This window comes from Paenibacillus aceris, assembly GCF_017874035.1.
In the GTDB taxonomy this organism is placed as follows: Bacteria; Bacillota; Bacilli; order Paenibacillales; family NBRC-103111; genus Paenibacillus_E; species Paenibacillus_E aceris.
This window is the reverse complement of the sequence record NZ_JAGGKV010000012.1, coordinates 201,116-216,036: the sequence shown is the minus strand read 5'-3', so window position 1 is coordinate 216,036 and position 14,921 is coordinate 201,116. Positions and strand designations below refer to the sequence as shown.

Genomic DNA, 14,921 nt, shown 5'->3' with positions numbered 1-14,921 from the left:
AGAACGCTGCACACAAATCCCCAACGGACGTTGTTATTCTACGATCACTACTGCTTGCATGCTTGTATGCGTGGAACAATAGTACGTATAGGTGCCTGCCCGAGTAAACGTATAACTCCATTTCTCGCCCGGAGCGATGTTCCGGCTATCAAATTGAACGTTAAGATCAGTTACAGTATGAATCTGCGTGTCCTTGTTGATCCAGGTTACTTTGGTTCCTGCTTTTACCTTTAGCTCCTTAACGGAAAAGGCCGCTTGATCGATCGTGATGATTGGCTCCCCTGATTGTGCATGGGATGGTGATGGGGCGGACGGTTGTGCATCAGGAGTGTGCATATGTGTGCCCATATCCATACCCGTACCCATATCCATATCATGTTTATCCGGATCATACACGAGGGTGATATTGCCTGTTACTTGATCATATCTGACTTTAGCCCCGAGGTTTTCCGAAACAAATCTTAACGGAACCATACTGGTGCCGTTAAGGTTAATCGGCGGCTTATCCATGGTTAGCTCTTTGCCGTTTATAACGACTTTGTTTCGATCGATCCAAAGCTGAATCTGTGTATGGCTTGTCGTATAGACAACCGATTTCTCCTCATCCATCCAGCGGATATCCGCCCCCAATTGGTTCCCAATGAACCTTAGCGGGACATACGTCGTATCGCCGATCAATTGCGGCGGGACATCCAACCGTGTCGTTTGACCATCCGCCTGAACATTCTCATCTCCGGCATGCAGGACAATGGATTTACTGGCAGCAGAAGCAATGCTGACCATCGTATGCAATCCCCCAGGGTAAACACCATCATTCGTGTTATCAACGATATTGTGACTATGAAAAGGGAAATCGCCGTCTTGTGTGAAAGTGATCAACAAATCATATCGTTCCGCAGAACCAACATTAATCGTATCCTTATCCAAAAAAGCCGGCAGCGGTCGTCCATCCGAAGCGATTACTTGAAAGTGATGTCCATGCAAATGCATAGCATGCGCCTGATAACCCGAATTAATCACTCGAACGAGGACCGTCTCTCCGACCTTGCCTTCAATCATAGTGGTCGGATCACCTTCCGTATCCGGGTAAGCCTTTCCGTTAATCGTCCAATAACGCGGATGGAAATCGGTGCGATCGTACGGAGTGCCTGTTTCAACCGCTTTGTGCCAAACCGGATCAATCTCATTCAGCACAAACGTATATTCCCTGTCATAGGCAGGGCCTCCGGTCCACGCTTGGTTTCTCCCATCCTTTGCCTTCACGATGAATGCGCCATGCATGCCCATTTGCAAATGCTCAACCGTATCCACATGACAATGATAAAAATAGGTTCCTGCATGCTCGGCCGTAAAATGATAAGTAAAACTCTCGCCTACCAAAATACTCTGGGAAGTATGCGGTACTCCGTCATTCGCTTGATCCGTGTCTAGCCCATGGAAGTGGATCGTATGTGCTAAACGCTTAATTCCTGCTTTTTTCGGCCCAATATTAGTTAAAGTGACCTCGACTTGATCACCTTCGTTCACGACCAGGGGTGGTGCGGGAAATACAGCTGTTCCTTGTTCATTCTGCAGGCTGTAACCCCAGACATACACCTGCGTTTTATCGGGTAAGGTTAGATACCCGTCCGTCGCATACAAATGGAACTTCTTGATTTCCCCGGTTCCATCTGCTTTAGCTGAATAGGGTTGGATACATAGTAAGACTATAAAAACAATGATCGCTGTTAAAACGAAGGAAACAGACGTCCGCAGTAGCGGCCTTTTCAAACTGATCGGAATCATCGCAGTTAAGCCCCCCAATCGCTTTAAAAAAGCAAGAGAGAAGCAGTCCTGCTCCTCTCCTGCCTTTAGGGATATTCAATTATTCAATTATTCATTCATAGTAACTGTAAATAATTGCAAAGCTTCGTTCCAGCTATAGCTACCGCCGAGCAAGCTAACAATATCCTGAAGTGCAGCATAGCTATGGCCATCAATCACTTGCGGGGCAAGATCGGATAAGAACTGTTTGCCATTGATTACGACCTTAACGCCAGATGCAGATACCAACCCAGTTGGCAGATCGTGTTTACCCCCTATGTTGACAACGACAGCCTGCAGATCATTGTTCCACTCCGCAGTCCCGCCCAAAGCCTCTGCAATGGGAACAATGGCAGCATAAACGTGATTATTATACAGCTGCGCCGAAGCGGTGGTGAATGGCTTGCCGTTTACCATGACCTTAACGGCATCTTTGGGAGCAACAACGATCGTTCCTGTCATTTTACTGCCTGAATGCAAGTAACACTCATAGGTATAGCTGCCCGCTTTGGTAAAAGTCAACGAATAAGCTTTTTGCGCCATCAGCATACCGGAATTTGTAAATCCGCTGCCATCGAAACTGGCTCCCCCAGCAGGCGCCATAAATTGGGGATTGAACTCGCCATTGGGACCAAAGAAATTCAAATCTGACGGTTTGTTAAATGTGACGAAATGGGGCTCATATAAATTGTTGTTCGTCCATTCTACAGAATCGCCCTCATTGATGTACAGCGTTTCCGGCATCATCGTATTCATCGAGAAGCCGCGATGACCCATGCCCGCATCAATCATATACATCGTGCTGCCATCTGCATGCCTCATGTAATGTCCATCCATATTAACATGTTTAAGGGCCTCTACTTGCGCCAAAAGGTCATCCACATCAGACTTGACTCCTGCCGTTTGCTCAATGAGATTCGGAATGGAAGCACCTGCCGGAAGAACGACAACCGTCCCGGTCATAAGCGGATGCAAAATACATGCGTACGGGTATGCCCCCGCTGCCGTAAACGTAATCGAGTAATCATCACCTGGATCAAGCAGACCTGAGTTGATCATGCCTTTGCCATCCCATTTGCTACCGCTTGGTACAGAAGGCGCAAGGCTTTTCGGATCTTGCGGGTTAAGCGGCGCTGCTCCAGCAAGAAAAGTTACCGTGTGAGGTGTTAGCTTCGCTCCATCCGTAAATTTAACAGTATCCCCTTCATGAATATAGATGACCTTTGGAAACATGGAGTCCAGAGATGTTTGATCTTGTTCCTTTCCTACTGAGACGTTCCACGATTGTGGAGCGGCACTGTCCGCCGCAAATGCAGTTCCGTACGAAGTAAGCATTACAGTGGAAGATAGCAATAAAGCCAACACTTTTTTGCGCATTCAACAATTCTCCTCACTTAATAATTTTGTATGTAATCCATAATTGGATAACACCACACCTGCGATTAAGATAGTTGTAATTGTTGCGAAGAAAGCCCTTTCAGATACAGATTGTATCCGAAAGGGCTTTCTTCTTCAATAGCATTGTATGGTAAAACTTACAATGACTCCATTAATTTTTTCATGACATTTAAAAAATGAAAAAGACGATCACGCCTCACATGTAATCTTTTTTCCATAAAAATGAAACAAATTTATAAAACAAAAAAACCCTTATACAATAAGGGTTCCAAGCTTGTAAAACTAGGGATGCGGTCGGAGGGATTTGAACCCTCACGCCTTGTGAGCGCCACCCCCTCAAGATGGTGTGTCTGCCGTTCCACCACGACCGCATAAGAGGAAAAAATAACTGACCCGTAGGGGACTCGAACCCCTGTTACCTCCGTGAAAGGGAGGTGTCTTAACCACTTGACCAACGGGCCGCGAAATGTCTTTAAGCTTGTGCAGCCCTTTTGACGACAATTGTTATTATAATGGATCCGTTCCTAATTGACAAGTGCAAAATCTGGAACACAGAGGGACAAATATGGTATGCTGAAACCAATTCAACCTAACCGAGGTGTTTGGTTTGTCATCCATGCTCATTTATGAATCCACACATGCCACAGTCCATGAGGAAGAGGTACGCGTTCCAGACTCAAACGAAGTCGTTTGGGTGCGATTGGAGAACCCGTCACCAGATGAAGTCAAACATGTTCTAGGCGACGTATTCAAATGCCACCCTCTCCTCATTGAAGATGCCGTCAAGCTGAATCAACGACCGAAATTGGATACGTATAAAGAACATATCTTCCTTACCTTCTTCGCTGTTTCCGAACAGCTGGAGCCGCAGGAAATTGCGATTGTCATCGGATCAAATTTCGTTATCACCGTCTATACAAATAAGCTTCCTTTCATCGATCAGCTCTATCTCTCATGCCAAGAGGTCCCTGAACGGATAAGTCACCCGGGCGCTATTCTCCACGCCATTCTGGATCGCTGTGTCGACGATTACTCCGTCATCGTGGAGCATCTGGACGATCGCCTGGACAGAATGGAACAGGCCGTGTATCATAATCCTGCGATTCGCATCGCTCAAGATATTTTCCAGCTGAAAAGGATGATGCATCAGCTTCGCCGCGTCATTGTCGATGAAAGAATAACCCTAACTGCTATCGCGCACCATTCCTTCCCCTACACTCGTGATGAAGATGATGTATACTTTCTTGATATCATGGATCATATCACACGTGTCGTAGATTCATTAGACATTTTTCGAGAATCGCTGACAGGGCTGCTTGAGCTCCAAATGAGCATGAAGTCCGACCGGATGAACGAAATTATGAAAACATTAACGATTTTCAGCACAATTTTTCTCCCCCTTACCTTTATTGTCGGCCTATACGGCATGAATTTCAAAAACATTCCCGAACTAAGATGGGACTATGGCTACCTATACGTCTGGATTCTGATGATCGGCATCGGGGGCTTGATGTGGTACTTTTTTAAGCGCAAGCACTGGTTCTAACTATGAAAAGGCACCCGCAGTGATAATCAACGATCACATGGGCGCCTTTTTTGGGATACTATTTATCATTGGAGATCCGAACCGTTTAAGGCGAGCTTCATTCCCTTATTTACATGAAAAGCACAATTTCTTGGGGCAGAGGGGAACTACAGGATCCTAATTCACCTCAATCCTCCAAATATATGCCACAATTACAAAATAGCGGACAGTAGTTTCCTTTCCCTCACTCAAAACGCTGTTTTTGGAAAAATAGCGCCCTCCGGTTCCCCCTACACCTGCCCGAGAGATTGAGACTGGCCACCGTCCCCAAAACCAGAACATATTCTGTCAAAAAAATAAGCCCAAACGGCGCAAACGCCATTTGAGCTTATTTTCAAAATCAGTACGGAGAGAGAGGGATTCGAACCCTCGCACCGCTTACGCAGTCTAACCCCTTAGCAGAGGGTCCCCTTATAGCCACTTGGGTATCTCTCCAAACATATGGCTCCCCGAACAGGACTCGAACCTGTGACAACTCGATTAACAGTCGAGTGCTCTACCAACTGAGCTATCAGGGAATGAATAGTTTAATTTTATTATGAAGGCGCTTGTAAGTCAAGTGTATACGATTTCAATTTTCCCTTGCATTTTCCACAGGCATACTTACGGACATCCACTTTGCGCTTGCGGTAGTACTCTGTTTTGCAATTGACGCATTCCAAGCGGTATTTATATGTCCTTTTCTGACGTGCCTGAGGCAGCGATTGACAGAATCGGGAACCTCCGACCTGTGCCAGCAGCGTTTTGAAATCATTGTCGCGATGCTGATAGCCTCGTTTTAATATATGCAAATGATAGTGGCAAAGTTCATGCTTAATGATTTTCTCAATCTCATCGCGGCCAAATGTTTCCCACTGCATCCAAGAGATTTCGATATCATGAGATTTTGTAAAATAGCGCCCGCCCGTCGACCTCAATCTTCGGTTAAAACGCGCCTGATGAACAAACGGCCTTCCAAATGACGCCAAAGAAATCTGCTCGATCCACTGCTGCAGTTCCCGATCCTCCATCCCCTACGCTCCTTAGAGTTTTCTTTAGAAAACTTGCATCGTAAGCATGGCCTAGACAAGTTCTCACTTGAATTTGTACCGTATGTACGGCTATACTGTCAAGTAGAAAAGAAAGAACGAAAGCTTTCCACAGAAAGGATATGAATAATCATATGCCACAAATGCGATATGCCATTCTTAAGCTCGACCAGCAATTAGAATTCGTTGCCATGCCATCTTCCTATTCCTATCAACTGACTGCCCTGAACCAAAGATTACACAAAGAATTAGATAAATTGACTGCTAGCGATGTCCCTCAGCTTCCTCGAGTTATTGCAGAATGTGACGATTTGGAACTAATCGGAACGACATATACACTTATTCAAGGATTAGAGTATATCAATCGTTTGGAAAAATCTTTCGCCGGCATTCAGGAGAAATCCTATCCGCTCATCTCGCTGCTTACCGAAATCCGCGCGCTTCAAGCGCAGCTGGAGCAGTGGTACGAAGAGGAATTTGAAGGTTAATACCGAAAGGACCTGCACCCAACTCACCTCATCTTCATATGCTATAAGTACATGGCGAAGAAGGGGATGGGCATATGCCGCAATGGCTCTGTAATCAATTAATGCGGGCCTTCCAGAACAAAAACCGCAGACAAATCCGATTGCTGAATGATAGCTGGTACTTTTACCGCACCCGCCGCTCACAAGAGGAGTGGCCTGACACCCAATCGACGGACGGACCGGGCAAGCGTAAATTTTGATAAAAGGGCTAGTACTTGTTCGAGACAGGTGCTGGCTTTTTTGCCTACGCGTTGGCTCTTTTCTCAAAACAGAGAATGATTGTTCGTCCATTGGATCGCGATTCAAAACAATCATATGCGTCTCGAATCAATCAGCAGTTACATAAAAGTAAACATTCATAAAAAATATGTTGCATATTTGAAATGAGCCCACTATACTGTAAATAAATGTAATACTCGTTGAGTGAAGCACACTCGATCCGGCAGATGATCTGCGGTTCGGTGTGCTTTTTTGTTGTAGCAACTTTTAAAAAAAAGGAGTCGATAATCCATGGTTTTACGTCGCAGAACAAGACATTGGAGCGTTCGAGGAGACAACGTTTATGTACTGCAAGAAAGAAAGTCATCATACAACGCACATAGCGGATCAACGTCCTCTACCACACCCGATCTATGGGAGTTACGAAAGCAGGCTATCCTTCAAATTGCTAAGCGCCGTAACGGCCTCATACATATTCAGGACCTCGCGGCCGAATGCAATGTCAATATTCGCTTAGCTGCCGAGTGGCTGAAGCGCTTAGCGGGCGAGGACTTAGTTACTGCCGTTGCTGGTCAGCGAAATACGGTCGTTTACTCCGTAAAGGAGGTGAGAACGCATAGGAATTGATGGTGTTAATTACGGATGGGAAGGATGATGCATAAATTAATTTGCAATCCAATGATGGAAGGATGATGTGGCAAAAGATAAAAAGCAGCTGACAGCCATATGCTGCCAACTGCTTCTATTAGCAAAACCTTATTGCTGCGGCTTTTTCATGGTCAAGCCGACGCGGCCTTTTTTCTGATCCACGTTCAGTACCCACACTTGGACGATGTCTCCAACGGAAACCACATCCATCGGGTGTTTCACGAAGCCGTTCTTAAGCTGGGAGATGTGCACCAGCCCATCGTTTTTAATGCCGATATCGACGAACGCGCCGAAGTCGATAACGTTGCGCACCGTGCCGGTCAATTCCATGCCCGGCACAAGGTCCTCCAGCTGCAGCACGTCGGTGCGGAAGATCGGCGCAGGGACTTCGTCCCGCGGATCCCGCCCAGGCCGCTGCAGGCTTTCTAAGATGTCCCGCAGCGTCGGGACACCAACACCCAGCTTCGGAGCCAGTTCCTCCGGCTCCAGCGTCTGCAGCAGCGCCAGAAGCTGCTGCGAGCCCAGCTGCGCCAGTTCCAGGCGCAGCTCCTTAAACAGCCGATCCACGACGTCGTAAGACTCCGGATGGATCGGGGTGTTGTCCAGCGGGTTCCCGCCGCCGGGAATCCGCATGAACCCGACACACTGTTCGAAGGTTTTCGCGCCGAGGCGCGGAACCTTCGACAGCTCCTGTCGGGAGCCGAACTTGCCGTTCTCCTCGCGATACTTGACGATGTTTTTCGCCAGTGTCGCGTTCACGCCCGACACATACGAGAGCAAAGACGGGGACGCCGTGTTGAGGTCCACGCCGACATGGTTAACGGCCGACTCCACGACGGCCTTCAAGTTCTCATCCAGACGTTTCTGCGAAACGTCATGCTGGTACTGCCCGACGCCGATGGCTTTCGGCTCGATTTTTACAAGCTCCGCGAGCGGGTCCTGCAGCCTCCGCGCGATCGAGATCGCGCTGCGCTCGGCGACGTCGAGGTCAGGGAACTCCGTCTGCGCCAGCTTCGACGCGGAGTATACGCTCGCCCCCGCTTCGCTGACGATCAAGTACTTGAGCTTCTGCTCCTTGATCTCGCCAATCAGCTCCGCAACAAACTGCTCCGTTTCACGGGAAGCCGTCCCGTTTCCAATGACAATCAGCTCTACGCCGTGCTTGCTGATCAATTGCTTGAACTTCGCCTTGGCTTCCGCCACCTTATTATTCGGAGGTGTCGGGTACGTCACGGCGATTTCAAGCATTTTACCGGTGTCGTCGATGACGGCCAGCTTACAGCCTGTCCGGTACGCGGGATCGACACCGAGCACAACATGCCCTTTGACGGGCGCTTGGAGCAGCAGATTACGCAGATTTTCTGCGAAAATCTTAATCGCTTGCTCCTCGCCCATCTCGGTCATTTCTCCGCGCACTTCGCGCTCGATAGACGGCGCAATTAAGCGTTTATAGGCATCTTCCACAACCGCACGAAGTACGTCTTGGACAATGGATTGCCCCTTAATTATTTGTCTAGCTATATAATCATGAATTTTATCAACCGCAACAACCAAGTTAACTTTTAGAACTTCCTCGCGCTCCCCGCGGTTGATGGCAAGAATACGGTGAGGCGGCAGACGCTTCACCGGCTCCTGGTAGGCATAGTACATCTCATAGACGGACTCGGCCTTTGCATCTTTTGCCTCCGTATGCAATACCCCTTGATCCTGCGTGTATCTGCGCACCCAAGCCCTAATCTTGGCATCGTCCGCGATATTCTCCGCTAAGATGTCCATCGCGCCCTGTATAGCGTCAGCAGCGCTTGCTACCTGCTTGTCCGCGTTCACGTAGCGCTCCGCCTCTTGCTCCAGCGAACCTTGTCGCGGCTGCTTCCAGATCCATTCCGCAAGCGGCTCCAGGCCTCGCTCTTTGGCCACACTGGCCCTTGTCTTCCGCTTTTGACGGTACGGTCTGTATAGATCTTCGATCTCTTGCAGCTTTGCAGCGCCTTCAATCGATTTGCGCAGCTCAGCCGTCAGCTTCCCCTGCTCGTCGATCAAACGAACTACCTCCAGCTTGCGATCCTCGAGGTTGCGTAAATACTGCAGACGCTCCTCGATATCTCGCAGCTGATTCTCATCCAGCTCGCCCGTCATCTCTTTCCGGTACCTGGCGATAAAAGGAATCGTATTCCCTTCATCAAGCAGCCCCATCGTCGTTTGTACTTTGCTTGCAGGCAGCTGCAGCTCCGCTGAGATCTGCTTTAAGATTCGCTCCTGGATCTCAGCTTTCTTCTCTTCAGAGAGGACTAGTTTCTCCTTCGGCTCTTCCTCGTATTTGTTCTTTGGTCCTTTGCTTCCCGCCTGCTCTTCTTCTGCGCTTTTTACCCCGGCATTTCCGGATGCTTCGCCGGCTGCGTGAAAACATTTGTTCATCATCGTATCCAATATGGTCATTGTCATTCCCCGCTTCTACCTAAATTCAAGTATGTATGCAAACCAAAAAACGAGGGAACCACTTACCCTCGTCCGTTCCAGATCCTATTCAAAATTCTATCAGTCCCACACTAATTTGCAAAGCGTCGTCAACCTTCCGCATCGTTTCTTCATCCAAATGCGTAATTTTGTCCGTGAGCCGTTGCTTATCGATCGTTCTGATTTGTTCAAGCAGAATGACCGAATCTCGATCGAAACCATGCGTCTCCGCATCAATTTCCACGTGCGTGGGAAGCTTCGCCTTTTGGATTTGAGCTGTAATCGCTGCAACAATCACGGTTGGGCTAAAGCGGTTGCCGATATCATTCTGGATCACTAGAACAGGACGAACTCCTCCCTGCTCTGATCCTACTACCGGCGAAAGATCTGCGAAAAAAACATCGCCACGTTTCACAATCACTACTTACACCCCGCTTACTAAGCGATCAAGCGTTCCGTCCGCTTCTTCCTCCGCTTGAAAAGCTTCAGATGCCATGCTGAGATTAATTTTCGCCATCTCCATATACCCACGCTGCATGGATTCGCGTAGACTGCGCTTTTTGCGTTCAATTAAATACAGCTTCATTGCCTGGCGAATAAATTCGCTGCGATTGGAATTCTCCTTCTCGACAATGCCGTCCACTTCTTGCAACAGATTGTCAGGCAAACTAATCATGATCCTTTTCGTATTATGCGCATTGCTCACACTCTCGCACCCCCAGAAACGATACAAAGACAATATTACCAGTATGTCAACTTGAAAACCAAATTATACAATAGATATATGCACCCAGTATATCAAATATGTTACATCCTTGGATATAACATTCTACACTACACTATTCGATAGCCTAATCCAAAATTCCTCTACAGGAAGGATAATTTCTTAATGGTAAATTCATGAAGCACGGGTTTGTCGCCGTCTAGTAACGATGACGCATAAGCGGATTGATGGCATCCACACGTTCACCGCCGCGTACATACACGCGCGCGACCCGATGCGAAATCATGCAAATCACTTCATAATTAACCGTTCCAAGCTGACGCGCAATATCTTCGGCCGTAATACGTTCGCCATCCTGCTCCCCGATCAGCACAACCTCATCCAGAGACTGGACATCCTTAACGTCAGACACATTAATCATGCATTGGTCCATACAAATGCGACCAACGACCGGCACTCTTTTACCCCGAACCAGAACCTCCGCCTTGCTCGAAAGCATTCGTGAAAACCCGTCCGCATACCCTATGGGCAGCGTCCCGATCTGTTCTTCGCCCTTTGTGTGATAAATCGTTCCATAACTGATCCCGGAATCCGGGGGCAGCGTTTTGAGATGAACGATCCCTGTTTTGAGGCTGAGCACGGGCTTAAGCTCGATTTTCGTTTGATCCACATCCTCAGAAGGATACAGTCCATACATCGAAATGCCCAAACGCACCATCGAATAAGTTAAACCCGGCAAATCAATAGCCGCTGCGCTATTGCCTGCATGTATATAAGGAAATGTAACGCCTTTATCCGTAAAATAACTCACAATCCGCTCAAAACGGCGGTACTGCTCAAGTGTATAGCTTTTATCCACTTCATCCGCGTTCGCATAATGCGTGAACATACCCTCCACTTCCACATTCGGCAGCGTTAACGCTTGCTCGATAAAAGGAATGGCATCCGCTTCCGTATGCAAACCGAGACGTCCCATGCCCGTATCCAGCTTGATATGAATTTTCAGCTTCTTTTCGTGCTGCTGATCTTGCAGCTCTTTGAGAACATCATAGCTGTAGACGGCTATTGTCACATCTAGCTCACGAGCACGCCGGGCCCCTTCTGGAGGCGTATAGCCGAGTACCAGAATCGGTGCTGTTATACCTGCATTTCTAAGCTCCAACGCTTCATCAAAAAACGCAACACCCAAGTAATCCACACCTGCGGCTAGAGCCTCTTTGGATACTTCAACAGCCCCGTGTCCGTATGCATCCGCTTTAACGACTGCCATCTGCTTCATTCCTGCCGGCAGTATCTTCTGAAAACCTTCAATGTTGCTTCGCAGAGCATCTAACGAAATTTCAACCCACGTGGGACGATAAAAAGCATCCACCAGCGTTCACCTCTTTTTTCAAATGCAAAGGACAAGGGAAGGCCCGCTCTATGCGAGCAGCAGGACTCCCCCTCCAATAATTCGAACCCGTTCGGACCGATAAACCTATGTTAAACCGAGTCACGAAATGCTGTCAACCGTCCATTGGGCTCAAATAAGGCGAAATCGCGTCATATCCAAACTACATATTTGGTGAGTATGTTTGTTCGTATTGCCGCCATCGATTGGGAATCGGCTGGAAGCTACTCCACTCGTGCATTTGCAGCCCCTTCCTTCCACCTCTTTAACCCTTTGCAGAAACTTGCTGACGCGCATTCTCTCCCACACTTTCCCACATTAATTTTCTCTGAAAATGGCCCTGAATCGCTCATACAGCCCTTTTATAGGGCTGCAAAAAAGGACCTGCTCCTAAGAACAGATCCCCTTTTTACAAGTTATTTACCAGATTGACCTTCCGTCGCCATCGCCACTTTGATCATTTCATTCGTCGGCAAATCGCCTGTCGTCAATCTGAACTCAACACCGTCATTCGTCCAAGTAAGTGTTTTCTTATCCTCCCCTGTTAGAACACCGATCGTGAATCCAAGATCCACAATGTCGCCTGGCTGCAGGGATACCGACTTCGCCTGAGGCCGCACCTCAACCATACTGAAGTTGTACTTCCCTTTATATCTCAAAAGGACTGCAGCGTCTTCACCCAGCTTCATATCTGTAATGTCCTGCTTCACGACATCCTTAGGCAAATAGTTCGGCTCAATAATACCGATACTTTGCGGTTTGCTTGCCGCGGTATTCGGCTTCGTTGCATCCGTTTTCGTGCCGGTAGACGCAGTCGCTTTCTGTCCATCTTGCGCTTTCGTTTGATCCGATTGACCTCCTGTTGCAGACAAGTTTTTGTCCGTTACATCAGAGATAGACGGGTGATTTGCATCCGTTACCTTAACATCCGACATCGTCGGCAAGGTTTGCATATTCCAGCTCGTCATATTGCGCTCCATTTGGAAGAAATCCTTATCAAACTTCGCGTCGAATTCAAACTTCGTGAAATTCACCTGTACCATCACATTTTGGTTCGCATCAGACACTTGAACCTGTGTTGGTGCCAGCGTCTTTTTATTCAGCCAAATTTTCTGGCGAGACAACTGCTCATTCTGATAATTCGCGGCAACGTCGAACACATACATATCATTATCCGTTGTAAACTGGCGATCCTTGTCCGCGATAATACTTTTCGCTAGAGATTGGAACAAATACACCTGTCCCTGGTTCTCCGGCCAATCGCTCTGGAAACGGAAGCTCTTCTTCAGATGCGGCGTTAACACGAACACGCCCTCTTCATTGCGCAGAACAATCTGAGTAACATCCTTCGACGCATTTGTCAGCGAGATCCGGTAGAAATGATCCGGCGAGAACGCAACCTCCACTTGATACTCCTGCGGCTGCTGGCCCGTGTGCAATATCATGCTGCCTGAAGCCTGATAGCTATCCGCCTTGCTGATCACATGATCCAAATCCTTTACGATAGATCCTGCATCTTTCTTGCCCATCCCGCAACCCGCGAGAACCAATGCTAAGCACATTACCACTGCTACCACCCATGTGACCCGGCGCATTCGATCATCCCCTCACTCATGATTAACATCAACATAGTACATGCATATGAGGGGACTTGGACGATTATGCAGCCAAGCTACCGGCTTGGACGGATTTTGGCAAAAAAAATAAGACTAGCTCCGGTATCGTCTAATCAAAAAATGAATTTGCCTAATGAATCAATTCATTTCAGCTCTCCTTCAGATTGTATACATACTTTTTTCACAGACTTCTGGCATGATGATATTGATGAGTATAAGAACCATTCAAGAACCGGAGGAATTATCATTGAATAACAACCAAAAAATCGTTCTCCAAGCCTCAAGAGGAGCAGCAGCATTATTTGTATTGCTTTTCCATGCTTCATCCATGTCCTTCAACTATTATCAGTATGACTTTTTAGGGATCAGGTCGATCGGGAGATCAGGCGGGGTAGATTTCTTTTTCTTATTAACCGGCTTCCTGCTCTATCATACATATGGCAATAAAATCGGAACCAAAATGAACGCTCTCCCCTACTTAACCAACCGCCTTATACGTATCTATCCTTTCTACTGGCTAATCACTCTCTCTGTACTGCCTGTATATTTTTTTGTTCCGAGCTTTGGATACGGCTATGAAACCCATAAAGATACTATTATTAAATCTTTCCTGCTTCTCCCTCAATCACACGGGCCCGTGCTGACGGTCGCTTGGTCTTTAAGTTACTTTGTGCTATTTTACTTGGCTTTCAGCCTTCTCTTGTCTCTGAAGAAAAAGCCAGCTTATATATTCGCATCCATATGGATTGCCTTAACTTTATGTCACTTTCTGCGTGTACCGCTGTTAAGTACCGATATTGACCGCCACTTCTATCTAAGCTTTCTCTTTAGCGATGTGAACTTGGAATTTATGGCAGGTTGTTTATTAGCCAAATGGGTCGAGAAACATAGAAATAAACATTACAAACTGCTGATTTCCTTAGGAGCACTTGGATTTTTACTCCTATGGATAAATAACAAATATCAATTTACTCCTTTCCACAACTACCTGCTATACGTTATTCCGGCTATTTTCGTACTGCTAGGTGCCTCTTCAGTCCCTGAGCAGCTTCAGTTGCCTAGGTGGGTGCAGACTCTAAGTAAACTAGGTGATGCTTCATACACAATTTTACTTACACATATAATATTCAGTTCAATATTAATGAAATTAAGTGTGGCTGCGCATTTCGCCAATCACCTGGGTTATCTATTTGTGGATGTATTCATTGTTATTGTAGTCGTACCCCTATGCTACATAACCTACAGACTTGTTGAAAAGCCACTTGTGACAGGACTCAAGATCGCAATAAAGTTTAATCCTTCCCATTCTTCTAAGTCTATCTCCTAAAACAAAAAGACTGCCTAAGGCTTTGAACAAGCCTAAGCAGTCTTTTATCAATTCACCACATATACACAATACCGGTAATAATACCTGCCCAAATCAGGGAACCGAACACCACACCAACAATCAAACCTTTGCCAATCGACAAGCGTTCATCTTGGTACGCGTCTTCATGATCGATCATAAAAAAACCTCCCCGCACACTAAG

Annotated in this window: 14 protein-coding genes and 4 tRNA genes; 5 read left to right on the top strand and 13 right to left on the bottom strand. The window is 47.1% G+C overall.

Annotated features, from left to right (window positions below):
* Positions 1 to 33 precede the first annotated feature (33 nt).
* From J2Z65_RS21670 to J2Z65_RS21655, 4 genes are all read right to left on the bottom strand, one after another.
* Positions 34 to 1,785: a stalk domain-containing protein gene (locus tag J2Z65_RS21670; RefSeq protein ID WP_167051945.1), complete on the bottom strand. Its 1,752-nt coding sequence runs from the start codon at positions 1,783 to 1,785 to the stop codon at positions 34 to 36.
* 87 nt (positions 1,786 to 1,872) lie between these two features.
* Entirely contained in the window at positions 1,873 to 3,180 is a 1,308-nt protein-coding gene (locus J2Z65_RS21665) for a plastocyanin/azurin family copper-binding protein (protein WP_167051943.1), read from the bottom strand.
* A 310-nt stretch (positions 3,181 to 3,490) separates the two neighbouring features.
* Positions 3,491 to 3,572, bottom strand: a tRNA-Leu gene (locus J2Z65_RS21660).
* An 18-nt stretch (positions 3,573 to 3,590) separates the two neighbouring features.
* A tRNA-Glu gene (locus J2Z65_RS21655) sits at positions 3,591 to 3,662 on the bottom strand.
* A 155-nt stretch (positions 3,663 to 3,817) separates the two neighbouring features.
* Here J2Z65_RS21655 and corA point away from each other — a divergent pair.
* Positions 3,818 to 4,747 (top strand): magnesium/cobalt transporter CorA, encoded by a 930-nt coding sequence (corA, locus tag J2Z65_RS21650; protein ID WP_167052137.1) that lies wholly within the window; start codon positions 3,818 to 3,820, stop codon positions 4,745 to 4,747.
* A 385-nt stretch (positions 4,748 to 5,132) separates the two neighbouring features.
* Here corA and J2Z65_RS21645 read toward each other — a convergent pair.
* From J2Z65_RS21645 to J2Z65_RS21635, 3 genes are all read right to left on the bottom strand, one after another.
* A tRNA-Ser gene (locus tag J2Z65_RS21645) sits at positions 5,133 to 5,221 on the bottom strand.
* 7 nt (positions 5,222 to 5,228) lie between these two features.
* A tRNA-Asn gene (locus J2Z65_RS21640) sits at positions 5,229 to 5,304 on the bottom strand.
* A gap of 18 nt (positions 5,305 to 5,322) precedes the next feature.
* Positions 5,323 to 5,796: a SprT family protein gene (locus tag J2Z65_RS21635; protein WP_167051941.1), complete on the bottom strand. Its 474-nt coding sequence runs from the start codon at positions 5,794 to 5,796 to the stop codon at positions 5,323 to 5,325.
* A 152-nt stretch (positions 5,797 to 5,948) separates the two neighbouring features.
* Between J2Z65_RS21635 and J2Z65_RS21630 the strand changes: the two genes are divergently transcribed.
* The 3 genes from J2Z65_RS21630 to J2Z65_RS21620 all read left to right on the top strand — a co-directional run bounded on the left by J2Z65_RS21630 (position 5,949) and on the right by J2Z65_RS21620 (position 7,187).
* Positions 5,949 to 6,302, top strand: coding sequence for a hydrolase/acyltransferase (locus tag J2Z65_RS21630; protein WP_167051939.1), 354 nt, complete (start codon positions 5,949 to 5,951; stop codon positions 6,300 to 6,302).
* Between the two features lie 74 nt (positions 6,303 to 6,376).
* On the top strand, positions 6,377 to 6,541 hold the full coding sequence (gene cmpA / locus J2Z65_RS21625; protein ID WP_090818813.1) for a cortex morphogenetic protein CmpA: 165 nt from the start codon (positions 6,377 to 6,379) through the stop codon (positions 6,539 to 6,541).
* A gap of 310 nt (positions 6,542 to 6,851) precedes the next feature.
* Positions 6,852 to 7,187, top strand: coding sequence for a hypothetical protein (locus J2Z65_RS21620; protein ID WP_167051937.1), 336 nt, complete (start codon positions 6,852 to 6,854; stop codon positions 7,185 to 7,187).
* Positions 7,188 to 7,316: 129 nt separating this feature from the next.
* Here J2Z65_RS21620 and J2Z65_RS21615 read toward each other — a convergent pair whose 3' ends face one another.
* The 5 genes from J2Z65_RS21615 to J2Z65_RS21595 all read right to left on the bottom strand — a co-directional run bounded on the left by J2Z65_RS21615 (position 7,317) and on the right by J2Z65_RS21595 (position 13,371).
* Complete coding sequence (locus J2Z65_RS21615; RefSeq protein WP_420850752.1) at positions 7,317 to 9,644, bottom strand: Tex family protein; 2,328 nt, start codon at positions 9,642 to 9,644, stop codon at positions 7,317 to 7,319.
* 88 nt (positions 9,645 to 9,732) lie between these two features.
* Positions 9,733 to 10,083 carry a type II toxin-antitoxin system PemK/MazF family toxin gene (locus J2Z65_RS21610; RefSeq protein ID WP_028553893.1) on the bottom strand — a complete coding sequence of 117 codons (351 nt, stop codon included), beginning with the start codon at positions 10,081 to 10,083 and terminating at the stop codon, positions 9,733 to 9,735.
* A gap of 3 nt (positions 10,084 to 10,086) precedes the next feature.
* Complete coding sequence (locus J2Z65_RS21605) at positions 10,087 to 10,368, bottom strand: CopG family ribbon-helix-helix protein (RefSeq protein WP_028553892.1); 282 nt, start codon at positions 10,366 to 10,368, stop codon at positions 10,087 to 10,089.
* A 217-nt stretch (positions 10,369 to 10,585) separates the two neighbouring features.
* On the bottom strand, positions 10,586 to 11,758 hold the full coding sequence (gene alr, locus J2Z65_RS21600; RefSeq protein WP_167051935.1) for an alanine racemase: 1,173 nt from the start codon (positions 11,756 to 11,758) through the stop codon (positions 10,586 to 10,588).
* Between the two features lie 434 nt (positions 11,759 to 12,192).
* A complete protein-coding gene (locus J2Z65_RS21595; RefSeq protein WP_167051933.1) occupies positions 12,193 to 13,371 on the bottom strand; it encodes an outer membrane lipoprotein-sorting protein in 1,179 nt (392 codons plus the stop codon).
* Positions 13,372 to 13,639: 268 nt separating this feature from the next.
* Between J2Z65_RS21595 and J2Z65_RS21590 the strand changes: the two genes are divergently transcribed.
* On the top strand, positions 13,640 to 14,719 hold the full coding sequence (locus J2Z65_RS21590; RefSeq protein ID WP_167051931.1) for an acyltransferase family protein: 1,080 nt from the start codon (positions 13,640 to 13,642) through the stop codon (positions 14,717 to 14,719).
* A gap of 52 nt (positions 14,720 to 14,771) precedes the next feature.
* Here J2Z65_RS21590 and J2Z65_RS35735 read toward each other — a convergent pair whose 3' ends face one another.
* On the bottom strand, positions 14,772 to 14,897 hold the full coding sequence (locus J2Z65_RS35735) for a hypothetical protein (protein ID WP_275690984.1): 126 nt from the start codon (positions 14,895 to 14,897) through the stop codon (positions 14,772 to 14,774).
* Positions 14,898 to 14,921 lie beyond the last annotated feature (24 nt).